Annotated in this window: 18 protein-coding genes; 7 read left to right on the top strand and 11 right to left on the bottom strand. The window is 72.3% G+C overall.

All coding sequences use genetic code 11. The annotated features are described in order from the left end of the window. The first annotated feature begins 78 nt into the window (after nt 1–78). A complete protein-coding gene (locus K7396_RS21045; protein ID WP_086720496.1) occupies nt 79–864 on the top strand; it encodes an SDR family oxidoreductase in 786 nt (261 codons plus the stop codon). A gap of 43 nt (nt 865–907) precedes the next feature. Here K7396_RS21045 and K7396_RS21040 read toward each other — a convergent pair whose 3' ends face one another. Continuing rightward, nucleotides 908–2,029 carry an ADP-ribosylglycohydrolase family protein gene (locus tag K7396_RS21040; RefSeq protein ID WP_174887019.1) on the bottom strand — a complete coding sequence of 374 codons (1,122 nt, stop codon included), beginning with the start codon at nt 2,027–2,029 and terminating at the stop codon, nt 908–910. A gap of 341 nt (nt 2,030–2,370) precedes the next feature. Between K7396_RS21040 and K7396_RS21035 the strand changes: the two genes are divergently transcribed. Then, complete coding sequence (locus tag K7396_RS21035; RefSeq protein ID WP_086720495.1) at nt 2,371–2,625, top strand: hypothetical protein; 255 nt, start codon at nt 2,371–2,373, stop codon at nt 2,623–2,625. A gap of 67 nt (nt 2,626–2,692) precedes the next feature. Here the strand turns inward: K7396_RS21035 and K7396_RS21030 are convergent, their stop codons facing one another. From K7396_RS21030 to K7396_RS21020, 3 genes are all read right to left on the bottom strand, one after another. Then, nucleotides 2,693–5,341 (bottom strand): bifunctional FO biosynthesis protein CofGH, encoded by a 2,649-nt coding sequence (locus K7396_RS21030; RefSeq protein ID WP_086720494.1) that lies wholly within the window; start codon nt 5,339–5,341, stop codon nt 2,693–2,695. A gap of 307 nt (nt 5,342–5,648) precedes the next feature. Then, entirely contained in the window at nt 5,649–6,047 is a 399-nt protein-coding gene (locus K7396_RS21025; protein ID WP_086720493.1) for a VOC family protein, read from the bottom strand. Nucleotides 6,048–6,419: 372 nt separating this feature from the next. After that, complete coding sequence (locus tag K7396_RS21020) at nt 6,420–7,244, bottom strand: TIGR03619 family F420-dependent LLM class oxidoreductase (protein WP_086720492.1); 825 nt, start codon at nt 7,242–7,244, stop codon at nt 6,420–6,422. A 257-nt stretch (nt 7,245–7,501) separates the two neighbouring features. Between K7396_RS21020 and K7396_RS21015 the strand changes: the two genes are divergently transcribed. Beyond that, on the top strand, nt 7,502–9,022 hold the full coding sequence (locus K7396_RS21015) for a CehA/McbA family metallohydrolase (protein WP_174887020.1): 1,521 nt from the start codon (nt 7,502–7,504) through the stop codon (nt 9,020–9,022). Between the two features lie 259 nt (nt 9,023–9,281). Then, on the top strand, nt 9,282–10,244 hold the full coding sequence (locus K7396_RS21010) for a quinone oxidoreductase family protein (RefSeq protein ID WP_152105132.1): 963 nt from the start codon (nt 9,282–9,284) through the stop codon (nt 10,242–10,244). Between the two features lie 90 nt (nt 10,245–10,334). On the opposite strand, the gene K7396_RS21005 is transcribed toward K7396_RS21010, so the two are convergent. The 7 genes from K7396_RS21005 to K7396_RS20975 form a co-directional block, all read right to left on the bottom strand. Continuing rightward, nucleotides 10,335–11,912, bottom strand: a complete 1,578-nt coding sequence (locus tag K7396_RS21005) for an APC family permease (protein WP_152105133.1) — start codon at nt 11,910–11,912, stop codon at nt 10,335–10,337. 287 nt (nt 11,913–12,199) lie between these two features. Further along, complete coding sequence (locus K7396_RS21000; RefSeq protein ID WP_086715912.1) at nt 12,200–13,660, bottom strand: aldehyde dehydrogenase family protein; 1,461 nt, start codon at nt 13,658–13,660, stop codon at nt 12,200–12,202. Next, nucleotides 13,657–15,396 (bottom strand): N-acyl-D-amino-acid deacylase family protein, encoded by a 1,740-nt coding sequence (locus K7396_RS20995; RefSeq protein WP_086715914.1) that lies wholly within the window; start codon nt 15,394–15,396, stop codon nt 13,657–13,659. The genes K7396_RS21000 and K7396_RS20995 overlap by 4 nt, the downstream gene beginning before the upstream one ends. Nucleotides 15,397–15,425: 29 nt before the next feature. After that, on the bottom strand, nt 15,426–16,550 hold the full coding sequence (locus K7396_RS20990) for an LLM class flavin-dependent oxidoreductase (RefSeq protein WP_086715916.1): 1,125 nt from the start codon (nt 16,548–16,550) through the stop codon (nt 15,426–15,428). Nucleotides 16,551–16,672: 122 nt separating this feature from the next. Then, nucleotides 16,673–17,458: an SDR family NAD(P)-dependent oxidoreductase gene (locus K7396_RS20985; protein ID WP_086715918.1), complete on the bottom strand. Its 786-nt coding sequence runs from the start codon at nt 17,456–17,458 to the stop codon at nt 16,673–16,675. 191 nt (nt 17,459–17,649) lie between these two features. Continuing rightward, on the bottom strand, nt 17,650–18,618 hold the full coding sequence (locus tag K7396_RS20980) for a TIGR03619 family F420-dependent LLM class oxidoreductase (protein ID WP_152105134.1): 969 nt from the start codon (nt 18,616–18,618) through the stop codon (nt 17,650–17,652). A 48-nt stretch (nt 18,619–18,666) separates the two neighbouring features. Next, entirely contained in the window at nt 18,667–19,902 is a 1,236-nt protein-coding gene (locus tag K7396_RS20975; protein WP_152105135.1) for an amidohydrolase family protein, read from the bottom strand. Between the two features lie 258 nt (nt 19,903–20,160). Between K7396_RS20975 and K7396_RS20970 the strand changes: the two genes are divergently transcribed. From K7396_RS20970 to K7396_RS20960, 3 genes are all read left to right on the top strand, one after another. After that, the gene (locus tag K7396_RS20970) at nt 20,161–23,097 is read left to right on the top strand and encodes an AfsR/SARP family transcriptional regulator (RefSeq protein WP_086719041.1); all 2,937 of its coding nucleotides are present in this window, start codon (nt 20,161–20,163) and stop codon (nt 23,095–23,097) included. A 212-nt stretch (nt 23,098–23,309) separates the two neighbouring features. Continuing rightward, nucleotides 23,310–23,567 (top strand): hypothetical protein, encoded by a 258-nt coding sequence (locus K7396_RS20965; protein ID WP_086719040.1) that lies wholly within the window; start codon nt 23,310–23,312, stop codon nt 23,565–23,567. A gap of 210 nt (nt 23,568–23,777) precedes the next feature. Next, nucleotides 23,778–23,972, top strand: coding sequence for a hypothetical protein (locus K7396_RS20960; RefSeq protein ID WP_086719039.1), 195 nt, complete (start codon nt 23,778–23,780; stop codon nt 23,970–23,972). Nucleotides 23,973–24,027 lie beyond the last annotated feature (55 nt).

Genomic DNA, 24,027 nt, shown 5'->3' with positions numbered 1-24,027 from the left:
CTCTGGTCTTCCCCGGGCGGCGGGCCTAATCTGACGCTTCGTCAGGAGTGAGCCGAGGGGCCCGTCCGGGAGGCACGCATGCTGCTGGAGAACAAGACCGTCATCGTCTCGGGTGTGGGCGCCGGGCTCGGCCACCAGGTCGCGGCGGCCTGCGTGCGGGACGGCGCCTCGGTGGTGCTGGGAGCCCGTACGGAGGCGAATCTCGCCGAGTCGGCGGCGCGGATCGACCCGTCGGGCGGGCGGACGGCGTGGCGGGCGACCGACATCGGCGACGAGGCGCAGTGCGAGGCGCTGGCCGCGCTGGCCGTGGAGCGGTTCGGCGGCATCGACGCGGTGATCCATGTCGCCGCGCTGGACTCGCTCTTCGGGGGCCTGCGCGACGCCGACTTCGCCTCCTGGCGCGACGTCGTGGACGTCAACCTCTTCGGCACGCTGCGGATGACCCGGGCCTGCCTGCCGTCCTTGGCGGCACGCGGCGGCGGGTCGGTGGTGATCATTGGCACCCAGTCGTCGGTGGCCGCTCCCACGCAGGTGCAGCAGGCGGCGTACGCGGCGTCCAAGGGCGGGCTGGTGTCGGCGATGTACTCGCTGGCGCGCGAGCTGGGGCCCGAGCGGATACGGGTCAACACCGTGCAGCCCGGGTGGATGTGGGGCCCGCCGGTGGAGGCGTACGTGCGGTTCCAGGCGCAGACCGAAGGCATCCCGGAATCCGAGGTGCTGGGCCGGCTGACGGAGCGGATGGCGCTGCCCGAGCTGGCGACGGACGCGGATGTGGCCGAGAGCGCGGTCTTCCTGGCCTCCGACCGGGCACGCGCCATCACCGGCCAGTCGCTGCTGGTCAACGCGGGAGAGCTGATGCGGTAGGGCCCGGGCCGGGCCGGCGGGGCGGAGCGGGTCGGCGCGCCCCTCAGGCCCGCGGGTACCGGGCGAGCCAGCCCGGTGACGAGCCGGCCGGGCCGTGCAGGGCGGGGCCCTGCGTCATCTCCATCGAGAAGTCGTCGGCCAGCTGGAGGATCGTCTCCCGGCCCTCCAGCTCGACCAGCCACACCGGCGGCAGCGCCGTCTCGCCGTGCAGGGTGCCCAGCAGGTTGCCGCAGATGGCGCCGGTGGAGTCGCTGTCACCGCCGTGGTTGACGGCGAGCAGCAGGCCGTGGCGGATGTCCTCGGCGACCAGGGCGCAGTACACGCCGATCGCCAGCGCCTCCTCGGCCGTCCAGCCCTCGCCGAGCGACTCCACCCGGGCGGGCGTCGGCATGCCCTGCCGCACGGCTCCGAGCGCGCGCTTGAGGGCGTCGGTGGTCTCCTCGTGGCCGGGGCGGGTGGCCAGGTGCGCCAGCGCCTTCTGCACGGCGCCGTCGAGGTCCTCGCCGCGGGCCAGCGAGTGGCTGATGACCGCGAAGGCGCCGGCCGCCAGGTAGCCGGTGGGGTGGCCGTGGGTCTGCGCCGCGCACTCGGCGGCGAGCTGGAAGACCAGCTGCGGCTCCCAGCCGACCAGCAGTCCGAACGGCGCGGAGCGCATCACCGCGCCGCAGCCCTTCGAGTCCGGGTTCTTGGGCTTCTCCAGCGTGCCCATGACCTCGTCGCCGAGGCCGCTCAGGCAGGCCCGGCCGGGCGCCCGGCGGGAGTACAGCCATTCCTCGCGGGCGAGCCAGCCGTCGTCCTTCCTGCGCTCGTCCGGGCCCCAGTCGCGCTGGGTGGCGGCCCAGCGCAGGTAGGCACGGTGGACGTCGGTGGGCGGATGCCAGGCGCCGGTGTCGCGGCGCACCTGGGCCCGGATCAGGCCGTCCACGGTGAACAGGGTCATCTGGGTGTCGTCGGTGACCGCGCCGCGCCGCCCGTAGGCGGGTACGAAATCGGACACGCCTTCCTGGCCGTGTGCCGTGCGGATCGCGTCGAGCGAGTCGAATTCGATACCGGCGCCGAGGGCATCGCCGATGGCGCCGCCGAGCAGACAGCCGCGTACCCGGCTACGGAAGTCCTGCTGTTCCGCGCGGCCCCAGATAGCGGCGCCGCCTCCCGCTGCGCTCACTGCGCCCTCCAGAAACTGACAACATCCCGGGGCCTTGCGGGGCCCCTGGCGCAGCACTGTAATCGACCAGGAATGATCAATTTTGGGCCAGGCGGGTATTGCGGCTAGTCACTCGCAAGGAGGCTTTTGACCGGGTACCGCCCCGATGGGCCGGGGCTCGGCCGATACGGCCATGGCCGAAACGAGTCGGTCGGTATCGATCGGTACGGGTTCGTCGGTACGAGGGGCATCGGCGCGGGCGTTCGTCGGCATGGGAGGCGTCGGCGTGGGGGTGTCACCCTCCGCACCCGGGGCGCATGCGTTCGATGATGGCGGGGACGCGCGCTGGGCATGCTCTCCCCATGTCCGAGTACGAGTGGGATCGCACCACCATGGCCGTCGTCGCCTCCGCGCTTTCCGGGGACAGCGACGGCGCGGTGGAACTCCTCCGTCCGCTCCCCCAGAGCGACGTCTGCCATATCGCGGTGCGGCTCGCCGCCATGGCTGCCGATGCGTTGATCGTCGCCGCCCAGGACAGCGGAGGCGACCGCGAAGAGGCGCTGTCGCAGTGGCAGCAGTGCATCCTGCAGCACGAGGCCGAGTACGAGGGCGAGTGAGGGCCCGGCCCGAGCGGCCGATTAAGCCCATTCGGCCCGTCCGGCCCGCCCCGCCCGGCCGGCCGGCCTACTCGACCACGGGCAGCAGTTCCGGAAGGTGGCCGTCCGAAGCCAGGGCGGAGGTGCGGCGTTCCTCGGTGACCGGGGCGTAGGTCGTGGTGCGGGGACGGGCCGGGCGGCCGGCCAGGTCGGCGATGGCGACGAGGTCCTGGATGGAGCGGTAGGAGCCGTAACTCGATCCCGCCATCCGGGAGATGGTCTCCTCCATCAGGGTGCCGCCCAGGTCGTTGGCGCCGGAGCGGAGCATCTCGGCGGCGCCGTCCGCGCCGAGCTTGACCCAGCTGGTCTGGATGTTGGTGATGTGCGGGTGGAGCAGCACCCGGGCCATCGCCGTCACCGCACGGTTGTCGCGCGCGGTGGGGCCGGGGCGGGCGATACCGGCGAGGTAGACGGGGGCGTTGGTGTGGATGAACGGGAGGGTGACGAACTCCGTGAAGCCACCGGTCTCCTGCTGGATCTGCGCCAGCAGCCGCAGATGCCCGAGCCAGTGGCGCGGCTGGTCGACATGGCCGTACATCATCGTCGAGGACGAGCGGATGCCCAGCTCATGGGCGGTCTTGATGACCTCGACCCAGGTCGCGGTGGGCAGCTTGCCCTTGGTGAGGACCCAGCGGACCTCGTCGTCGAGGATCTCGGCGGCGGTCCCGGGGATGCTGTCCAGACCGGCGGCCTTGGCCTCGCCGAGCCAGTCACGGAGGGACAGCCCGGTACGCGTCGCGCCGTTGACGACCTCCATGGGCGAGAAGGCGTGCACATGCATACCGGGGACGCGTTCCTTCACGGCGCGCGCGATGTCGAAGTACGCCGTGCCGGGCAGGTCGGGGTGGATGCCGCCCTGCATGCACACCTCCACCGCACCGACCTCCCACGCCTGTTGGGCGCGGTCGGCGACCTGGGAGAGGGAGAGGGTGTAGGCGTCGGCGTCGGTGCGGCGCTGGGCGAACGCGCAGAAGCGGCAGCCGGTGTAGCAGACGTTGGTGAAGTTGATGTTCCTGGTGACGATGTAGGTGACGTCGTCGCCGACGGTGTCGCGGCGCAGCGTGTCGGCGATGCCGCAGAGGGCGTCCAGGGCGGGCCCGTCGGCGTGCAGCAGCGCCAGCGCCTGCGCGTCGGTGAGCTTGGTGGGGTCGTCGGCGGCCTGCGACAGGGCCTGGCGTACGTCGGTCTCGATGCGCTCCGGCACCATCCCGGGGGCGGCGGCCTCCCGCAGCGCCTCCCAGTCGCCGTAGACCTCGTCGAAGTCGTCGCGGCGGTCGGCGGTGCGGCCGTCGGTGTCGATGGTGCGGTGCAGGTCCGTACGGCCCGAGGAGCTCGCCGTGAAGCCCTCGTCGGGCTCCTGCCAGGGGCGCCCGACCACGGGGGCGTCCTCCACGGCCAGGCCCGTCTCCGGGTCGGCGAGCGCGCGGACATGCGGCAGCAGACGGGGGTCGAGCCACGGCTCGCCGCGCTGGAGGAACTCCGGGTAGATGGGCAGCCGTTCCCGCAGCTCGAACCCGGAGGCGGCGCAGCGCTCGGTCAGCTCGTCGATCTGCGGCCAGGGGCGCTCGGGGTTCACATGGTCGAGGGTGAGCGGGGAGACACCGCCCCAGTCGTCGATACCGGCGTCGATGAGCAGCGCGTACTCGCCGTCGACGAGGTTGGGCGGCGCCTGGATGCGGGTCGAGGGGCCCATGATGTGCCGGGCCACGGCGATGGTCGCGGCCAGCTCCTCCAGCTCGGCGTCCGGCATTCCGCGCATCGCCGTGTCCGGCTTGGCGCGGAAGTTCTGCATGATCAGTTCCTGGATGCCGTGGTAGGCACGCTGGATGCGGCGCAGCGCGAAGAGGGACTCGGCGCGCTCCTCGTAGGTCTCGCCGATGCCGATGAGCAGGCCCGTGGTGAAGGGGACGTTGGAGCGGCCGGCGTCCTCCAGGACGCGCAGGCGGACGGCGGGTTCCTTGTCGGGCGATCCGTAGTGGGGGCCGCCGGGCTCGCTCCACAGCCGTTCGGCGGTCGTCTCCAGCATCATCCCCAGGGACGGGGCGACGGGCTTGAGCCGCTGGAAGTCCGTCCACGACAGCACCCCGGGGTTGAGGTGCGGCAGCAGTCCGGTCTCCTCCAGGACGCGGATGGCCATGGCGCGGACGTAGGAGAGCGTGTCGTCGTAGCCGTGCGCCTCCAGCCACTCGCGGGCCTCGGGCCAGCGGTCCTCCGGCTTGTCGCCCAGGGTGAAGAGGGCTTCCTTGCAGCCCAGTTCGGCGCCGCGGCGGGCGATGCCCAGCACCTCGTCGGGGGACAGGAACATCCCGTGGCCGTCGCGGCGCAGCTTGCCGGGGACGGTGACGAAGGTGCAGTAGTGGCACTTGTCCCGGCACAGGCGCGTCAGGGGGATGAAGACGCCGCGCGAGTACGTGATGACTCCGGGGCGCCCCGCGGCCTCCAGGCCGGCGTCCCGCACCCGGGCCGCGGAGGCGCACAGGTCCGTGAGGTCGGCGCCGCGCGCCTGCAGCAGCACCGCGGCCTCGCCGGCGTCCAGCGCCACGCCGTCGCGGGCCCGCTTGAGGGCGCGGCGCATGGCGTTGGCCGTCGGGCGGCTCCGCGGGGCCGTCCCGGAAGCCGTTTCGCGGTCGGTCCCTCGGTCGGACGCCTGGTCAGGTCCCTGCGCGCTGGAAGTCATCCTCCGAGGATACGAGCGCCCACCGACAGCGCCGCCGCCGGAGAACGAGCGGCCGTTGTGCCACTGATCACTACGGACGGTGGTTCCGTCCGGGCCCGGAACGGGCACTTCCCGGCGGCGGCTCCCGGCACGCTTGGCGCGTGCGCGGAACGGTCCACATGTGCAGCGGCATGGTGGGCTACCTCGCGCTGTGCGCCGCGTTCCTCGTGCCGCCCCGGCACTTCGCCTGACACGGCCAACGCACTCGTCGCCCACACCCTCGCCGAACGCGGCGGAAACCGGCCCGGCAGGGGTGCGGCGCGGTCGGTCACATACTGGCCAGGAGTTCGTCGGAGTAGGTCCTGGTCAGGAACTCCATGTTGTGGCCGTCGGGGTCGTCGAGGTAGAGACCGCGGCCGCCGTCCAGGGTGTTGATCTCCTGGGGCCTGGTGTGCATGGGGTCGGCCCAGTAGGGCAGCCCGCGCTCCTGTATGCGGGCGAAGATCCCGTCGAACTCGTCCTCGGTGACCAGGAACGCGTAGTGCGTGGGGACGAACTCTCCCTTGGCGACGTGCTCGGCGTAGTCCAGGGCCACTCCGTTGTCGAGCTTGAGGGCGGCGAAGGGGCCGAACGCCTTGGGTTCGGGCGCGCCGAGCAGGTCGGCCAGGAACCGGGCGGAGGCGAAACGGTCGGTGCTGTGCACGATCGTGTGGTCGAGGCGAGGCATGGGATCTCCCTGATCTCTCGGGTCGCGTGGGCAACGCGTCCCCTGAGCTGCCGCGGCGGCGCGGACCGTTGCCCGTCGTGGGCCGTTGATCTCCGGGCTCTTGTGGAGCCCTGATCTTCCGGCCGGTGACCGTTCTCGTCGGGCCGCCGCTCCACGGGGATCCGCGGCCCTTCCCCTTCGACGCTACGACCGCACGGGCCGCGGCGGATCGTTCTCCGGTACCGACCCGGGCGGAAGGCGGTACACCGCTGGTCCTAGGCCCGTGCGGGGCGCCCGTCAGGGGGCGGGCAAGACGGCCTCCCAGGGACCGTGCGCCCCCGCGCCCCGTCCGTCATCACCCTTCCCGCACGCCGCGCTCCCCTGCGTCACCCGTCACAGGTACTGCGCGAAGTCGTCCAGGGTCCGCAGCACCTCGCCCTCCCCGGCCGGCGGCAGTTGCAGCACCACCTCCCGGACGCCCAGCTCGCGGTAGTGGGCCAGCTTCCCGGCCGAGGGACGGACCGCATAGGGCACCACGACCGGCTCGCCGGCGCGCCCGGCGTCCGCCCAGGCCCGCCGCAGCACCGGAACGGTCTCCGCCAACCCGCCGCCGCCGATCGGCAGCCATCCGTCGGCGTACTCGGCGATCTGCCCGAAGAGCTTGGGGCCGGCCGCGCCGCCCAGGAGGATGCGCGGCGCGCCGTGCACCGGCTTGGGGTGGGCGAACGAGGCCCGCACGGAGCCGAATGCGCCCTCGTACGCGGTCGGTTCCTCGGCCCACAGGGCGCGCATCAGCGCCACCCGGTCCCGGGTCAGCGCGCGCCGGGTCGACCACTCGACCCCGTGGTCGGCGGCCTCCTCGACGTTCCAGCCGTAGCCGACGCCGAGGGTGAAGCGGCCCCCGGAGAGGAAGTCGAGGGTGGCGATCTGCTTGGCGAGGTCGACCGGGTCGTGCTGGGCGACGAGGGTGATGCCGGTGCCGAGCGCGAGCCGCTCGGTGACCGCGGCGGCCTGGCCGAGCGCGATGAACGGGTCGAGGGTGCGGCCGTATTCGCGGGGCAGCGGCTCGCCCATGGGGGCGGGGGTGTCCCGGCTGGCGGGGATGTGGGTGTGCTCGGGGAGATAGAGGCCGTCGAAGCCGCGCTGCTCCAGCTCGCGGCCCAGCCGGTCGGGCCGGATCGTCTCGTCGGTCAGGAAGATCGTGGTCGCGATCCGCATACGGGACACCTCCGCGTCAGGCGTGTGTGGGACCGAATGTTGCCGCACCGACCGACGGTTATCCACAGCCCTTTCCCTCCCCGCCGCACGCGCGTACAACAGTTTTCACGCGGCGCGACGAGCCGGCCGCGCGGCGGAAACAGACCGGCGCGGCACGGGCCCGCGCGGGTCGCAGACGCAGGGACGGGGCTGATGCGACACGGGGTCCGGGCGGGCGGAAGAAGGCGCAAGACGACACAGGACGGCAGGGGGCGGGGATGGAACGACGTGAGGTGCTGAGACTTTCGGCGGTTGCGGGCGCGACGGGCGCGCTTACGCTCGGACGTGTGAGCTTCGCCGACGCCGCACCCGCCGCCGGGCGGCCCGGGGGCGGTCCCGGCGAGCAGACCCGGCGGGTGCGGGGCCATCTGCCGACGGGCGCCCCGGACTTCGTCTACCTTCCGGTCGAGGTGCCGCCCGGCGTCCGCGAGATCGCCGTGGCCTACGACTACGACAGGCCGGCCGTCCCCGCGGGCACGGCCGGCAACGCCTGCGACATCGGCGTCTTCGACGAACGGGGCACTGACCTCGGCGGCGCCGGCTTCCGCGGCTGGTCCGGCGGCGCGCGGACGGAGTTCTTCCTGCGCGCCGACGACGCCACGCCCGGATATCTGCCGGGCCCCGTCAACGCCGGCACCTGGCACATCGCCCTGGGGCCGTACACGGTCGCGCCGCAGGGTCTCTCCTACGACGTCACGGTCACCCTGCGGTACGGGCCCCCGGGGCGCACCCCGGCGCCCGTCCATCCGCCCGAACGTGCCCGGGGCCGGGGCCGCGCCTGGTACCGCGGCGACGGCCATCTGCACTCCGTCCACTCCGACGGCAGGCGCACCCCCGCCGAGATCGCCGCGCTGGCCCGCGCCGCCGGGCTGGACTTCATCAACACCTCCGAGCACAACACCACCTCCGCGCACCGCGCCTGGGACGGCCTGTGGGGCGACGACCTGCTGATCCTCACCGGCGAGGAGGTCACCACCCGCAACGGGCACGTGGTCGCGCTGGGCACCGACCCCGAGGTCTTCATCGACTGGCGCTACCGGGCCCGCGACAACGCCTTCGGGAAGTACGCGCGCGCCATCCGGCGGGCCGGCGGGCTGGTCGTCCCGGCGCATCCGCACGCCACCTGCGTCGGCTGCAACTGGAAGTTCGGGCTGAACGAAGCGGACGCGGTGGAGGTCTGGAACGGCCCGTACACCCCCGATGACGAGATCACCCTCGCCGAGTGGGACAACGCCCTGGTCGCGCACACCCGTGGCCGCGCGGACTGGCTGCCGGCCGTCGGCCACAGCGACGCCCACCGCGACCCGGACGTGGTGGGCCTGCCGCAGACCGTGGTCCTCGCCGACGATCTCTCGCGCCGTGCCCTGCTGGACGGCATCCGGGCGGGCCGGGTGTGGATCGCCGAGTCGTCGAAGGTCGATCTGGCCTTCTCCGTCACCGGTGAACGGGGCGAACACGCCGGGATCGCCGAACGCCTGGCGGTCCCCCGTACGGCGAAGGTCACGGCCCGCCTCACGGTCTCCGGCGCCCCCGGGCGCACGGTCTCCTTCGTCACCGACCAGGGGACGCTGTACTCCACCCCGCTGCCCGCCTCCGGCGACGGCACCGTCAGCTGGCAGACCACCGCGGAGTACGCCGCCTACATACGCGCGGAAGTCCGCCATCCCTCGGCGACCGCGGGCCTGCCGGGCCCGATGGCGGCCATGACCAACCCGGTCTTCGTGGGGCACTGGGGCTGACCACGGCCCGCCGGCCCGGCCACGCGCGGCACCCGCGGCGCGCACGCCGGTCCGGGCCGGACCCGGGTGACGAGGACCGCGGGCCATGCTCGCCGCGCAACGCCATGCGTGGCCGCCAAGACCACTGCGGGCCACGTAATTTGGCGGAGAGGGAGAGACATCGATCGCGGCGATCGTAGCGATTGCGGCGGTCCAGGGACCGGCCGTCGGCGGGACATGACCGGCTGCCGGGGAGTTCGACCCGTCCGGGAGGGGCGTCATGCGTGCCATGCAGTTCGAGCGATTCGGTGAACCGGAGGTCCTGGAGGAGGCCGAGGTGCCGGAACCGGTGGCGGGGCCGGGCGAGACGCTGGTCGAGGTGGCGGCCGCCGGCGTCAACTTCGGTGACATCAAACAGATGGCGGGCGAGCAACCCGACGGCCCTTACGCGCCGAAGGGGCCGCTGCCGCGCATCCCCGGCATGGAGGTCGTCGGCCGGACCGCGGACGGGCGGCGGGTGCTCGGCTACGTCCTCCAGGGCGGCTACGCGGCGAAGACGGCCGTCCGCGACCGCGACCTGGTCGCGTTACCGGACGGGGTGAGCGCGGGCGAGGCTCTGGCGCTGCTCATACAGGGGCTGACGGCGTGGCATCTGCTGCGGTCGGTCGCGCGGGTGCGGCCCGGCGAGAGCGTCGTGGTGCACGCCGCCGCGGGCGGGACGGGCAGCCTCGCCGTCCAGCTGGCCAGGGAGTTCGGCGCGGGCCGTGTCATCGCCACGGCCTCCTCCGAAGAGAAGCGCGCCTTCGCCCTCGGACTCGGCGCGGACGCGGCCGTAGACGGCGAGGCGGAGGGCTACCGGGAGCGCGTCCTCGACGCCAATCAGGGGCGCCCGGTGGACGTCGTGCTGGACGCCGTCGGCGGCCCCGTCCTCGATGCCGCCCTGGACTCCCTCGGGCACCTCGGCCGGCTGGTCACCTACGGCGCCTCGTCCCGCAAGGCCGCCTCGGCCCTCGACCCGAGCCGCCTGGCGGTGGAGAACATCGGCGTCGCCGGCTTCTGGCTGGTTCCGCTCCTCGCCCGGAACGGCGCCGGCGGTCCGGTCCTGGAGGAGCTGCTCGGCCTCACGGCGCGGCGGCGGCTGCGGCCCCTGGTCGGCGCGGAGTACGACCTCGCGCGGGCCCGCGACGCCCACGAGGACCTGCTCGCCCGCCGCACGAAGGGAAAGCTGGTCCTCCGCCCATGAGGACCGCGTGCTCACCCAGGAGCCCGAACCGCCGCCCCCGAGGCGGCACCACCGTCCCCCGGCGCCGAATCCCTCCCTGCCCCACGCCCCTCAGTCCTCCACCACCAACGCCGGCGTCGCCCGGGTCAGGACCGTGCCGCGGAAGAAGCCCGGGCTGCGCCGCTGCATCACGAGCATGAGCACGAGGCCCAGGAGCAGCAGGCCGACGCCGATGACGAAGACCGAGCCGACGCCGAGGACCGAACTGCCCGAACCGTAGGCGGGGTTCCACATGTCGGTCAGGGTCTTGAAGAAGACGGCCGCGAGCAGGATGCCGCCCAGGACCGGGAAGACGCCCTTGAACAGCAGGTCACGGGCCGAGTTCCGCAGCTCGCGGCGGAAGAACCAGGCGCAGGAGAAGGCGGTGATCGCGTAGTAGAAGCAGATCATGAGGCCGAGCGCGTAGATCGTGTCGATGAGCACGTTCTCGCTGAGGAAGCTCATCACGGAGTAGAAGACACCGGTGGCGACGCCGGCCGCGACGGTCGCCCGGCCCGGGGAGCGGAAGCGCGGGTGGATCCTGGCGAAGGACGCCGGCAGCGCCTCGTAGGTGCTCATCGCCAGCACCGTCCGGGCCACCGGGATGAAGGTGGTCTGCAGGCTGGCCGCGGCCGAGGCGAGGACCGCGACGAACAGCAGCACGCCGAGCACGGTGCCCATGACGGGGTTGGCGAGCGCGGCGAAGACGTTGTCGGCGGTGTCCGGGTTGCCCAGGCCCGGGCCCTCGTGCCCGACGCCGGAGAACATCTGCGAGGCGACGGCGGTGAGCAGGTAGGAGCCGATCAGCACGACCATGGCCAGCAGGGCGGCGCGGCCGGGCGTCTTCGCGCTGCCGGCGGTCTCCTCGTTGACCGTGAGGCAGGTGTCCCAGCCCCAGAACATGAAGATCGACAGCGACAGGCCGGCCGTGAAGGCGGAGAACGACCGGACGGCGAACGGGTCGAGCCAGGTCCAGGAGAAGTCGACGGAGCCGGCGAAGTCGCCGGACCGCGCCTTGATCACGGCCAGCACGACGAACACGGCGAGCACCGCGAGCTGCAGGCCGACCAGGGTGTACTGGACGCCCTTGGTGGCGGTCATCCCGCGATAGCTGACGGCCGTGGCGGCGGCGATGAAGACCAGGCAGGTCAGGACGTGCGCGGCCCTGTTGTCGTCCAGGGCGGCGACGGCCGGGCTGCCGGTGAGTTCGCCGAGCAGCAGGTAGAAGAACGAGGTGGCGACGCCGGCCAGGTTGGAGAGCACGATGATCGTCGCGATCACCAGCCCCCAGCCGCACATCCAGCCGACGCGGGGGCCGAACGCCTTGACCGTCCAGGTGAAGGAGGTGCCGCAGTCCGGGACCGCGTTGTTGAGCTCGCGGTAGGCGAAGGCGACCAGCAGCATCGGCAGGAACCCGGCGAGGAACACCGCGGGCATCTGCACCCCGACCTCGCCGACCGTGGGACCGAGCGTCGAGGTGAGGCAGTAGACGGGCGCGACGGTCGAGATGCCGATGACCGCGCTGCCGAGCAGGCCCACGGAGTTGCCGCTGAGGCCCTTGCTGCGGGTGCTACTGCTGCTCCCGCCGCCGGCAGCGCCGACGCTCGTTACCGTGTCTCCGGTCTGGGGGCGGGGGTCAACCTGAACCATGAACAGGACGTTAAGGGCTGCTGTATCCGTATCCGGAAGATCCACTTCCGCGAGCCGACCCTTTCATGTCAAGGGATTTCAGGGGCATCAAGCCGACCACATCAACGAAAGCCCCACGCACAGCCTTTGATGCGAAGGTTTCGACATGCATCTTTCGCATTGCGAGAACCGCAGCCCTGCCCCTTTTGCCCCAGTTCCAAATTTTCCCGTCCGCTTTCCGGACGCCGGGGCGACAGGCCGACAGGCCAGCAGCCCGACAGGCCGGCACGCGCCACGCGGAAGCGGCCTCACCCCGCCCACACGATCGCCTGCAGTTCGCTGTACGCATGGAGCGCGTAGGAACCCACGTCCCGCCCGACCCCGCTCTTCTTGAAGCCGCCGAAGGGCGCTTCCATGTTCCGGCCGACGGTGTTCACGCCGACCCCGCCGGCCCGTAGCTGCCGGGCCACCCGGAAGGCGCGGGCGACGTCGCCGGACCACACGTAGTCGATGAGCCCGTAGTCGCTGTCGTTGGCGAGGGCCACCCCCTCGTCCTCCCCGTCGAAGGGCAGCACCACGACGACCGGACCGAAGATCTCCTCCCGCACGACCCGCATCCCGGGGGTGCAGTCGGCCAGCAGCGTCGGCGCGACGTAGAAGCCGCGCTCCGGGGCGGACGGCCGTGCGCCGCCCGCCACGACCCGGGCGCCTTCCTTCCTGCCCAGCTCCACATACGACTCGACCCGGTCGCGGTGCGCGGCCGAGATCACCGGACCGACCACCGTCCCCCGGGCGCGCGGATCGCCGATCGTGAGCTGCCCGATGTACCGGGTCAGCCGCGCCACCAGCGCCTCGTACACCCCGCGCTGCACGATCACCCGCGTGGGCGCCGTACAGATCTGCCCGCTGTAGAAGGAGTACGTGGTGCCGATGCCGGCCACCGCCGCGTCGAGGTCCGCGTCGTCGAAGACCACCGCGGCGCCCTTGCCGCCCAGCTCCATGAGCTGGCGTTTCATCCCGCGCCCGCACACCTCGGCGATGCGCTGCCCGACGGCCGTCGAGCCCGTGAAGCTCACCATGTCCACGTCCGGCGCGTCCACGGCCGCCTCGCCCACCTCGGCGGACGCGCCGCTCACCACGTTCACCACTCCCGGCGGCGCCCCCGCCTCCGCCAGCGCCGCCGCCATCCGGTACACCGACAGCGGGTCCTGCGGAGCGGGCTTCACCACGACGGTGTTGCCCATCGCCAGCGCCGGGGCGATCTTGCCCGCCGGGTTCGCCCACGGGTTGTTGTACGAGGTGATGCAGGTGACGACGCCGACGGGCCGGCGTCCGGCGAGGGCGCCCAGCACGGCCGCCCGCCCCATCGGCCCGGCCTCGTTGATCTGCGGCGGCAGCCCCTCCTCGACCGGCTCCAGCGCCCCCTTCGCGTAGCGCCGGAAGCGCGCCACTCCCACCGCGACCTGCATCCCGCGCGCCGTCGCGGTGGTGGCCCCGCTCTCCGCCCGCGCCAGTTCGGCGTGCGCCGCGAAGTCGCGCTGCATCACCTCCGCGGCCCGGTCGAGGACCGCGGCCCGCTCCTGCGGCGAGGTACGCGACCAGGTCGCGAAGGCTTCCCGCGCCGCGGCCGCCGCCTGGTGCACCTGCGCCCGGCTCGCCTCGGGCGCGAGCCCGACGGCCTCCTCCGTCGCCGGATCGACGACCTCGTAGTGGCCCTCGTCGGGCTCGACCCACTCACCACCGATGAACAGCCGCCCGGCCTCGCTCACTTCGTGCTCACCGTCCGCGTGTCCCGTCCCGACCGCAGCACCGTCCCCGGCACCGCGCCGGTCACCACGTCCCCGCGGATCGTCTCGACGCCGTTGACCCACACCGCGGTGACGCCGATCGCCCGGGAATCCAGCCGCGGGCTGTCGCCGGGCAGGTCGTGGACGAGCGTGGCCTTGCCCGCGTCGATCCGCTCGGGGTCGAAGAGGACCAGGTCCGCGTGCCAGCCCTCCTCGATGCGGCCGCGCTCGCGCAGGCCGAAGAGCTGGGCGGGGTCGTCGGTGAGCATCTTCACCGCCTGCTCCAGGCCCACCAGCTTCCTGCCCCGCAGGCAGTCGCCGAGGAAGCGCGTCGTGTACGGCGCGCCGCACATCCGGTCCAGGTGGGCGCCCGCGTCGGACCCGCCGAGCAGCACGTCCTCGTGCTGCCAGGTCTCGGCGCGCAGGGCCCAGGAGGCCGGGTCGTTGTCCGTCGGCATCGGCCACAGCACCGTCCGCAGCCGGTCGTTGGCGCAGATCTCGACCATGCAGGCGAAGGGCTCCAGGCCGCGCTCGGCCGCGATGTCCTCGACGACGCGTCCGGTCAGGCCCTCGTTCTGCGGGGAGTAGGTGTCCCCGATGACGTACCGGCCGAAGTCGGTGAGCCGCCGGAAGACGCCCGCCTCCTTGCTGCCGGCGTGCCGCAGCAGTTCGGCCCGGACGTGGGGGTCGCGGAGCCTTTCGATGCGCTCGGGTACCGGGAGGCCCAGGATCTCGCCCCAGCCGGGGATGAGGTTCAGGGCGCAGAAGGTGCCGAGGGACATGTTCATGGGGGTGAGGATCGGCATCGTCAGGGCCACGATCCGGCCGCCGGTCTCCCGGGCCCGTTCGGCGGCGGCCAGTTGGCGCGGCACCCGCTCGGGCACGGCCGCGTCGATCGTCAGGACGTTCCAGTTCAGCGGGCGGCCGGCCGCCGCGCTCATCGCCGCGAACAGCTCGATCTCGTCGTCGTCGAACTGGTCGAGGCAGCCCGCCACGATCGCCTCGATCTGGGTGCCCTCGTGTGCGGCGACGGCTCGCGAGAGGGCGAGCAGCTCCTCCGGTCCGGCGTGCCGGGAGGCGACCGGCCGGCCGTCCCCGTCGGAGTGGGTGGTGGACTGCGTGGTGGAGAAGCCCCAGGCCCCGGCGTCCATCGCCTCGTGGAGGAGCGCCAGCATCTCGTCCAGCTGCCGGGGGGTGGGCTGCCCGCCGACGGCGTCCGCGCCCATGACGTACCGCCGCAGCGCGCAGTGGCCCACCATGAAGCCCGCGTTGACGGCGATCCGTCCCTCCAGCGCGTCCAGGTAGTCGCCGAAGGAGTGCCACGTCCAGGGGGCGCCCTCTTCGAGCGCCACCAGGGACATGCCCTCGACCTTGGACATCATCCGCCGGGTGTAGTCGGCGTCGGCGGGCCGTTCGGGGTGCAGCGGTGCCAGGGTGAAGCCGCAGTTGCCGCCCGCCACGGTCGTCACGCCGTGGTTGAGCGAGGGGGTGGCGTACGGGTCCCAGAAGAGCTGCGCGTCGTAGTGGGTGTGCGGATCGACGAAGCCGGGGGCGAGGACCAGCCCGGTGGCGTCCTCGCTCGTCCTCGCCTCCTCGGTGACGGTGCCGGCCGGGGCGACGACGGCGATCCGGCCGTCGCGGATGCCGACATCGGCGGTGTACGAGGGCGTGCCCGTCCCGTCGACGACGGTCGCGCCCTTGATCAGGTGGTCGAGCATGGGCGGAGCGCCCCCTTCCCTCGGCGGACTCAGCTGCCCGCGGCCTGACGGAACCGGGTCGTCCGGTGCACCGGATCGGTGTCGATCTTCGGGATCACGTGCTCGCCGATGAGCTTGACCGTGTTCATGGTGTCCTCGTACGAGATCCCGATCGGCAGGCCGAAGCTCAGCTGGTCGGCGCCGGCCCGCTCCCAGCGCCTGCACTGCCCGAGCACCTCGTCCGGGTCGCCGCAGATCATCAGCTCCTCGGCGATCAGCAGCTCGATGACCTCGGCGGTGTAGTCGGGCAGCAGCTCGGGCCACTCGGGGATGCCGTCGGGGCGCGGGAAGGTGTCGTGGTAGCGGAAGACCAGCGACTGCAGGTAGTTCAGCCCGCCGCCCACGGCGATCTCGACGGCCTTGTCGTGCGTCTCGGCGCAGATCGCGGTGGAGGTGACCATCACGTTGTCGTTGACGAAGCCGCCGACCGGCTCGGCGTCCCGGATCGCCGTCTTGTACTGCTCCAGCACCCACTCCATGTCGGAGACCTTCTGCACGCTGAAGCCGAGGACGCCCAGACCCTTCTTCGCCGCCATGGCGTACGAGGACGGGGAGCCGGCCGCGTACCACATCGCCGGGTGCGCGGCCCCGTACGGCTTGGGGAAGATCTTGCGCGGCGGCAGCTGCCAGTGTTTGCCCTGGAACCCGGGGTACTCCTCCTGGAGCCACATCTTCGGGAACTCGGCGATGGTCTCTTCCCAGATCTCCTTGGTGTGGTTCATGTCGGTGATGCCCGGCAGGAACCCCAGGATCTCGTGGCTGCCGGCGCCCCGCCCGCTGCCGAACTCGAAGCGGCCCTCGCTGAGGTGGTCGAGCATGGCGACCTTCTCGGCGACCTTCACCGGGTGGTTGACCTGGGCGAGCGGGTTGAAGATCCCGGAGCCCAGGTGGATCCGCTCGGTCGCGTGGGCCAGATAGCCGAGGAAGACGTCGTTGGCGGAGAGGTGCGAGTACTCCTCCAGGAAGTGGTGCTCGGACGCCCAGGCGTACTTGAAGCCGGACTTGTCCGCCTGGATGACGTACTCGGTCTCCTCCATCAGCGCCTTGTGCTCCGCGAGCGGATCGGTCTCGGCCCGCTTGCCCACATATCCCTGTACAAAGAGCCCGAATTCCAAGGAGGTTCACCGTCCCCTGAGAGCCGTTCGCCATTTCTGACGAACCGTCAGATTCGATGTGCCGACTGTTCCACCGCGCACGGGGAGCGTCAATAGCCGCCGCCCGGTCGCCTGACGAACCGTCAGAAGACGCTGACCCCCGCCAGCCAGCCGCCGTCGACGACGAACGGCTGCCCGGTGATGTACGACGAGTCCTCGCAGGACAGGAAGAGCGCCAGCTTGGCGACCTCCTCCGGCCGGCCGATCCGGCCCAGCGGCACCAGCTTCCGGTAGAGCTCGTCCACGGCCCGCCTCGACTCGGCGGGATCGGCGCCCGGGTCCAGCGTCGCGGGGTTGGTCATCGGGGTGTCCACCGCCCCCGGGCACACCGCGTTGACCCGGATCTTCCTGGCGGCCAGCTCCACCGCGGCGACCCGGGTGAGCCCGAGGACCGCGTGCTTGGTCGCGGCGTAGGCGCCGACGAAGGCCATGCCCGTCAGGGCCGTGTACGAGGCGGTGTTGACGATCGTGCCGCCGCCGGCCGCCTCGATCTCCGGCGCCACCGTACGGATCCCGAGGAAGCAGCCGACCTGATTGACCTGCACCACCTGCTGGAACTCCTCCAACGGCGTCGACACCAGCTCGTTGAAGCGCAGGATCCCGGCGTTGTTGACCAGCCCGTCGATCTTCCCGAAGGCGTCCTTCGCCGCGACGGCCGCCGCCTCCCAGTCCGCCTCCCGCGTCACGTCCAGGTGCACGAACCGGGCCCGCTCCTCCCCCAGCTCCTTGGCGAGCGCCTCGCCCTGTCCGTCCAGCACATCCCCGAGCACGACCTTCGCGCCCTCCGCCACGAACAGCCGCGCCTCCTGCTCACCCTGCCCACGCGCCGCACCCGTCACGATGACAACCCGCCCGTCGAGCTTGCCCATGCCTGCACTCCTCTGCTGGTGCGTACGTGGTCGCCTGTTTCCGGTGCGTGCGGGGCCGCCTGGTCGGGGCCCGGCGGCATGGGCCGCCGACGGCCGGTGGCGGCCGTCGGTATGCCGCCAGGGGGCCGCCGGCCGGCCGCCATCGGCCGCCGGCCACCCGCTGTCAGCCGTCAGCCGTCAGCCGTCAGCCGTCAGCCGTTGAGCAACGGCGCGACATCCGTCCCGAACGCCGCCATCTGATCCGTCAGTTCGTCGGCGCTGCGGCTGCGGAACCGCACCTGGATCTGGTGCACCCCCATCGCCCCGTACTCCCGCAGCGACTCCGCGATCCGCTCCGGCGCCCCGGACAGGGTCCGCCGGCCGACCTCCCACCCCGGCGCGCCGACGTACAGCGGCTCGGTGATGGCGCCCACCACGACCGGCTCCGTGACGCCGGCCGCCTCCCGCAGCCGGTGCAGCTTCCCGATCTGCGCCGGCAGTTCGGCCCGCCGGTCGCCCTGCGGCAGCCAGCCGTCGCCGCGCACCGCGGCGCGGCGGACCGCGGCGGGCGAGGAGCCGCCCACCCAGATCGGCGGCCGCGGCGCCTGCACGGGCCGCGGCGCCTGCCCCAGTCCCTCGAACGGGAAGCGCTCCCCCGCGAACTTCGGGAACTCCTCCGGCCCGAGCGCCGCCTTCAGCGCGTCGACGGCCTCGTCCACCACCGCGCCGCGCCGCGCGAAGTCCACCCCGAGCGCGTCGAACTCCTCGCGCACATGCCCGGCCCCGACCCCGAGGATCAGCCGCCCCCCGGAGAGCCGGTCCAGCGTCGCGTACTGCTTGGCCGTGACCAGCGGGTGCCTGAGCCCCACCACCGCCACATGACTCAGCAGCCGCACCCGCTCGGTGACGGCGGCCAGATGCGCCAGGGTGGCCACCGGGTCGTACCAGACGGTGCTCATCGCCTCGGCCAGCCGCCGCGGAATCGCGATGTGCTCACAGCAGGCGACGTACGCGAACCCGTACCGGTCGGCGGCGCGCGCCACGGCCACCAGCTCGCCGGGCCCCGCCCCCGGCTCCCAGCCCTCCGCGAACAGGGGGCTCTGCGCCTGCACCGGAAGCTGCATCCCATAGGCCGGCCGCCCCGCCTCGGGCCGCCATACCGCCTCGCACGCGCTGTCCATACACCCTCCCGGCAGGATCCGGATCCGACGAATCTGACCTTCTGACCTTCAGGCCCCCGGCCCCGCCGACGGCCCCCACAGCCCCTCCCGCGTCAACCCCAGCAGCGCGATCGCGTTCCCCCGAACGATCTGTTCCACCACGTCCGGCGCGAGGTGCCCCATCTGGGACTCGCCGACCTCCCGCGACGTGGGCCAGGTCGAGTCCGAGTGCGGGTAGTCCGTCTCGTACAGGACGTTCCCGACGCCGATCGCGTCGAGGTTCCGCAGCCCGAAGGCGTCGTCGAAGAAGCAGCCGTAGACGTGCTCGGCGAAGAGTTCGGACGGCGGGCGGCGGACCTTGTCGGCGACGCCGCCCCAGCCGCGGTTCTCCTCCCAGACCACGTCCGCGCGTTCGAGGATGTACGGGATCCAGCCGATCTGGCCCTCGGCGTACATGATCTTCAAGCCGGGGAAGCGGTCGAACTTGCCGCTCATCAGCCAGTCGACCATCGAGAAGCAGCAGTTGGCGAAGGTGATCGTGGAGCCGACGGCGGCCGGGGCGTCGGCGGAGGTCGAGGGCATCTTCGACGAGGAGCCGATGTGCATGGCGACGACCGTGCCGGTCTCGTCGCAGGCGCGCAGGAACGGGTCCCAGTAGTCGGTGTGGATGCTGGGCAGCCCCAGATGGGGCGGGATCTCGCTGAAGCAGACAGCCCGTACACCGCGGGCCGCGTTGCGCCGCACCTCCGCGGCCGCCAGCTCCGCGTCCCACAGCGGGACGAGGGTCAGCGGTATCAGCCGGCCCTCCGCCTGCGGGCCGCACCACTCCTCCACCATCCAGTCGTTGTACGCCCGCACCCCCAGCAGCCCCAGTTCGCGGTCCTTCGCTTCGGTGAAGGTCTGGCCGCAGAAGCGGGGGAAGGTGGGGAAGCACAGGGCGGACTGGACGTGGTTGACGTCCATGTCGGCCAGCCGTTCGGGCACGCTGAAGGAGCCGGGGCGCATCTGCTCGTAGGTGATGCCTTCGAGCTTGATGTCGTCGCGGGAGCAACCGACGGCGGTGTCGAGACGGGTCAGCGGCCGCAGCAGATCTTCGTAGACCCACCAGTCGGCCATCGGCCCGTCGTCACCCGCGGCGCCCATCTTCGGGGCGAACTTCCCGCCCACGAAGGTCATCTCCCGGACGGGCGCCCGGACGATGCGCGGGCCGATGTCGCGGTACTTCGAGGGGAGCCGGTCCTGCCAGACGTGCGGGGGCTCCACCGTGTGGTCGTCCACCGAGATGATCTTCGGGAAGGTCTCCATGCCGGATACGGTAGCGCTGATCTGACGATCCGTCAGTAATCGCGGAAGGGCCGGACGGCACCCGGGGGCGCGCGGGAACGCGGGCTTCACGCCCCCGCCGTACGTCGCTCCGCCCTCCGCCCCCGATCGGCCGGGGAGGCTTTGTGGACGGCCCGGACCCCTACTGACGGAAAAGGGCGCGACAAGGCAGACTGACCGTTGCGCACAGCGAGGTGGTGCGCACAGTGCGAACAACATGACTGAGAGCAGGGGGACACCATGGACGACGGTCCGGGGCGGGAGCGGCTCCGCTTCACCGTGCTCGGTCCCGTACGGGCCTGGCGTGGCGCAACGCCGCTGGCAGCGGGCTCCCCGCAGCAGCGCGCGCTGCTCGCCGCACTACTCCTGCGCGGTGGACATACCGCCACCGCGCCCGAACTCGTCGACGCGCTCTGGGGCGACGAACCGCCGCACGCCGCGCTCGCCGCGCTGCGCACCTACGCCTCCCGGCTCCGCAAAGCGCTGGGCGCCGACGCCGACGCCCTGGTCAGCGAGTCCGGCGGCTATGCGATCCGGCCGGTCAACGGCCGGGCCCTGGACCTCGATCACGACCTCGCCGAGCAGTACGCGGCCGAGGCGGAGAAGGCCAGGGCTGCCGGCGACCGCCGCCGCGCCCGCGAACTCCTGGAGAGCGCCCTGGCGCTGTGGGACGGCGAGCCGCTGGCCGGACTCGCCGGTCCGTACGCCGAGACCCAGCGCATCCGCCTCGACGAGTGGCGGCTCTCCCTCACCGAAACCCGGCTCGAACTCATCCTGGACGCCGGGTGCCACGCCGACGCGGTCTCCGAACTGACCGTCCTCACCGCCTCCCACCCGCTGCGCGAGCGGCTGCGGGAGCTGCTGATGCTGGCGCTGTACCGCAGCGGACGGCAGGCCGAGGCGCTCGCGGTGTACGCCGACACCCGCCGGCTGCTCGCCGACGAGCTGGGCGTCGACCCGTGCGCCTCGCTGTCCGACCTGCACCAGCGGATTCTCCGCGCCGACACCGACCTGGACGCACCGCCCGCGACCAGCGACGACCCGGGCTCCGCCGACCAGGTCGTGATGCGCCCCCAGCAGCTGCCCGCCACCGTGGCGGACTTCACCGGCCGCACCGCCTTCGTCGCCGAACTCGGGGCACAACTCGCCACCGCCGAGGGCAGCGTGATGGCCGTGTCCGCGCTCACCGGCATCGGCGGCGTCGGCAAGACGACCCTCGCCGTCCATGTCGCGCACACCGCCCGCGAGCACTTCCCCGACGGGCAGCTGTACATCGACCTCCAGGGCGCGGGGCACACCCCCTGCGAACCCGAGGCCGTACTCGGCGCCTTCCTGCGTTCCCTGGGCACCCCGGACTCCTCCATCCCCGACGGGCTGGAGGAGCGTGCCGCCCTCTACCGCTCCACCCTCGCCGGGCGCCGCGTCCTGGCGCTGCTGGACAACGCGCGCGACGCCGCCCAGATCCGGCCGCTGCTCCCCGGCACGGAGGGCAGCGCCGCCCTGATCACCAGCCGCGCTCGCATGATCGACCTGGCCGGCGCGCACCTCATCGACCTCGACGTGATGAGCCCCGAGGAGGCCATGAGCCTCTTCACCCGGATCGTCGGCGAGGAGCGCGTCGCCTCCGAACGCAAGGCCGTCATGGCGGTCGTCGGAGCCTGCGGCTTCCTTCCCCTGGCCATCCGCATCGCCGCCTCCCGGCTCGCCGCGCGCCGTACGTGGACGGTCTCGAACCTGGCCCGCAAGCTGGCCGACGAGCGCCGCCGCCTGGACGAGCTCCGCGCCGGCGACCTCGCCGTCAAGGCCACCTTCGAGCTGGGCTACGGCCAGCTGGAGCCCCAGCAGGCCCGCGCCTTCCGCCTGCTGGGCCTGGCCGACGGCCCTGACATCTCCCTGGCGGCGGCGGCCGCCATGCTCGATCTGGACGCCGACGACGCCGAGGAGCTGCTGGAGTCCCTCGTGGACACCTCCCTGCTGGAGTCCGCGGCCCCGGGACGCTACCGCTACCACGACCTCGTACGGCTCTACGCGCGCTCCTGCGCCGAACGCGACGAGCAGCCGCCCTCCGAGCGGACCGCCGCGCTCTCCCGGCTGCTGGACTTCTACTCCGCCACGGCCGCCAACATGTACGTCCTCGAACGCCCCGGCGACCGGCTCGTCGACCACCGGGAGGCCACCGCCTACCCCGGCCTGGAGTTCGCCGACCGCACCACCGCCCTGGAGTGGCTGTTCAGCGAGGCCGGCTGCCTGCTGGCCTGCGCCCGCCAGTGCGGCGGATCGGAGACCCTGCGGCGCGCCGTCGACCTCCTGCTGCTCACCAAGGACCTGGCCGAATCCGGTGCCGACGCCCTTCAGTACGAGCAGACCAACGTCTCCCTGCTGGCCGCCGCCCAGGAGATCGGCGACCAGCACGCGCAGGCGAGGATCCACACCGCGCTGACCTACTCCCGCACGCTTTCCGGGCGGCTGAACGAGGCGGACGAGAACGCCAAGGCCGCCATGCTGCTGGGCGTGGCCGCCGAGGACCCGTTCTCCTCCTCGTACGCGCCCAACGACCGGGCCATCATCGCCAACTCCCAGCACCGGCACGCCGACGCGGAGGCCTATCTGCGGCAGGCCCTGATCGCCTTCCGCGAGGACCGCAACTGGCAGTCCGAGGCCAGCGCGCTGTGCAACCTCTCCCGGGTCCACCTGGACACCGGGCGGGTCGACAGCGCCATACAGCTCGCGGAGGAGGGCATCGCCATCTACCGCCGGGTGGGCGCCAAGCGGCGCCTCGCCAACGGCATGTACGCCCTCGCGCTGGCGTACACGCAGGCCAACCGGCTGACGGAGGCGACCGAGCAGCTCCGCGCCGCCCTGGCCATCTTCCAGGACAGCCGTCAGCGGTTCTGGGAGGGCATGACCAACTTCCGGCTCGCCGAGGTCGATCTCGCGGCGCGCCGGCCGGCCGCGGCCGCCAACCACGCCGAGCAGGCGCTGGCCGCCCTGCGCGGCATCGGCGGCGAGGCCCGGCGGGCCGGCGTCCTGACCACGCTCGGCCGGGCGCTCAACGACATAGGGCACACCGACCGGGCACGGGTGTGCTGGCAGGAGGCGCTGGCCATCTTCGAGCGCGTCGGGTCACCGGAAAGCACCGCGGTCCAGGCGCTGCTGACTCCCGTGGTCGTCGCATAAGCGCAGGTGCGGGCGCTCATCGTGGGCGTTTATCGATCGTTCATCGCCGAGGGCCAATCTCTTACTCATCCGATCCGCCGCCTCGGGGGGCAAGCGGCTCGGTGACCAGGTCGCCCCGTTAAGGTGAGCGGCCGCGCCGCGCCCGTCCGGCGGCCCTCGGGGGAGTCTCCGGGCGGGCGCGGCAGTAAGCGCCCACACAGGAGTTGATCGCAATGAGCACCGAGAAGCAGGTACAGCATCTGAGGGACCGCGACATCGTCAAGCCGCTGGACAACCACCAGCCCATCGCGGGGGCGGGCGTCGCGCCCAAGGCGTCGCCCCAGGGGGACCGCGATGTCATCAAACCCCTCGACAACCACCAGCCCATTGCGGGCAGCGGCGTCCAGGCCACTGCGGACGACAATCACCAGCCGACGCCCGGCGAGCGGCTCACGGGGGACAACCACCAGCCGGTCGGCAAGCCCCAGTAGGACCCACTGAACCAACGGGGGTATTCGGGGGATCGCAGGGACCGGTGTCGATGGCGGGGAGGGGAAGCCACCGACACCGGTCCCTGCGGCATTTTTCCGGCAGGACAGACCGGATGATTCACCTCCGGGGCAAGAAGTCGAACATCTGCCCCCATGAGCCACTATTTTTATGACGTAGGAACACATCCCTTTATTGATAGAGGAGTTGGCATGACATACATGAAGAAGGCTCTTGCCGTCGGCGCACTCACACTCGTCGCCTTCGGCGGCGCCGCCGCGCCGGCCCTTGCCGACAGCCACACGCCCGCGCCGCCCCACACCGCCTTCGTACTGGACAACCACCTGCCGGTGTCGCCGTCGGACAGCCACACCCCGCTGATACCGCTGGACAGCCACACCCCCTGACGTCCGGGGCCGAGTTTTCCGCTGTGACACGTATCTGACGAATCGTCAGCTCCCG

It is taken from the genome of Streptomyces angustmyceticus (assembly GCF_019933235.1).
Classification (GTDB): Bacteria; Actinomycetota; Actinomycetes; order Streptomycetales; family Streptomycetaceae; genus Streptomyces; species Streptomyces angustmyceticus.
The sequence above is the reverse complement of the archived record's forward strand: the minus strand, read 5'-3'. Positions and strand labels throughout refer to the sequence as shown.

What these genes read in the sequence shown, in the direction of transcription:
- K7396_RS21045 (WP_086720496.1), top strand. Translation starts at nt 79, where the DNA reads ATGCTGCTGGAGAACAAGACCGTCATCGTCTCGGGTGTGGGCGCCGGG.
- K7396_RS21035 (WP_086720495.1), top strand. Translation starts at nt 2,371, where the DNA reads ATGTCCGAGTACGAGTGGGATCGCACCACCATGGCCGTCGTCGCCTCC.
- K7396_RS21030 (WP_086720494.1), bottom strand. Translation starts at nt 5,341, where the DNA reads ATGACTTCCAGCGCGCAGGGACCTGACCAGGCGTCCGACCGAGGGACC.
- K7396_RS21025 (WP_086720493.1), bottom strand. Translation starts at nt 6,047, where the DNA reads ATGCCTCGCCTCGACCACACGATCGTGCACAGCACCGACCGTTTCGCC.
- K7396_RS21020 (WP_086720492.1), bottom strand. Translation starts at nt 7,244, where the DNA reads ATGCGGATCGCGACCACGATCTTCCTGACCGACGAGACGATCCGGCCC.
- K7396_RS21015 (WP_174887020.1), top strand. Translation starts at nt 7,502, where the DNA reads ATGGAACGACGTGAGGTGCTGAGACTTTCGGCGGTTGCGGGCGCGACG.
- K7396_RS21010 (WP_152105132.1), top strand. Translation starts at nt 9,282, where the DNA reads ATGCGTGCCATGCAGTTCGAGCGATTCGGTGAACCGGAGGTCCTGGAG.
- K7396_RS21005 (WP_152105133.1), bottom strand. Translation starts at nt 11,912, where the DNA reads ATGGTTCAGGTTGACCCCCGCCCCCAGACCGGAGACACGGTAACGAGC.
- K7396_RS20995 (WP_086715914.1), bottom strand. Translation starts at nt 15,396, where the DNA reads ATGCTCGACCACCTGATCAAGGGCGCGACCGTCGTCGACGGGACGGGC.
- K7396_RS20985 (WP_086715918.1), bottom strand. Translation starts at nt 17,458, where the DNA reads ATGGGCAAGCTCGACGGGCGGGTTGTCATCGTGACGGGTGCGGCGCGT.
- K7396_RS20980 (WP_152105134.1), bottom strand. Translation starts at nt 18,618, where the DNA reads ATGGACAGCGCGTGCGAGGCGGTATGGCGGCCCGAGGCGGGGCGGCCG.
- K7396_RS20975 (WP_152105135.1), bottom strand. Translation starts at nt 19,902, where the DNA reads ATGGAGACCTTCCCGAAGATCATCTCGGTGGACGACCACACGGTGGAG.
- K7396_RS20970 (WP_086719041.1), top strand. Translation starts at nt 20,161, where the DNA reads ATGGACGACGGTCCGGGGCGGGAGCGGCTCCGCTTCACCGTGCTCGGT.
- K7396_RS20965 (WP_086719040.1), top strand. Translation starts at nt 23,310, where the DNA reads ATGAGCACCGAGAAGCAGGTACAGCATCTGAGGGACCGCGACATCGTC.
- K7396_RS20960 (WP_086719039.1), top strand. Translation starts at nt 23,778, where the DNA reads ATGACATACATGAAGAAGGCTCTTGCCGTCGGCGCACTCACACTCGTC.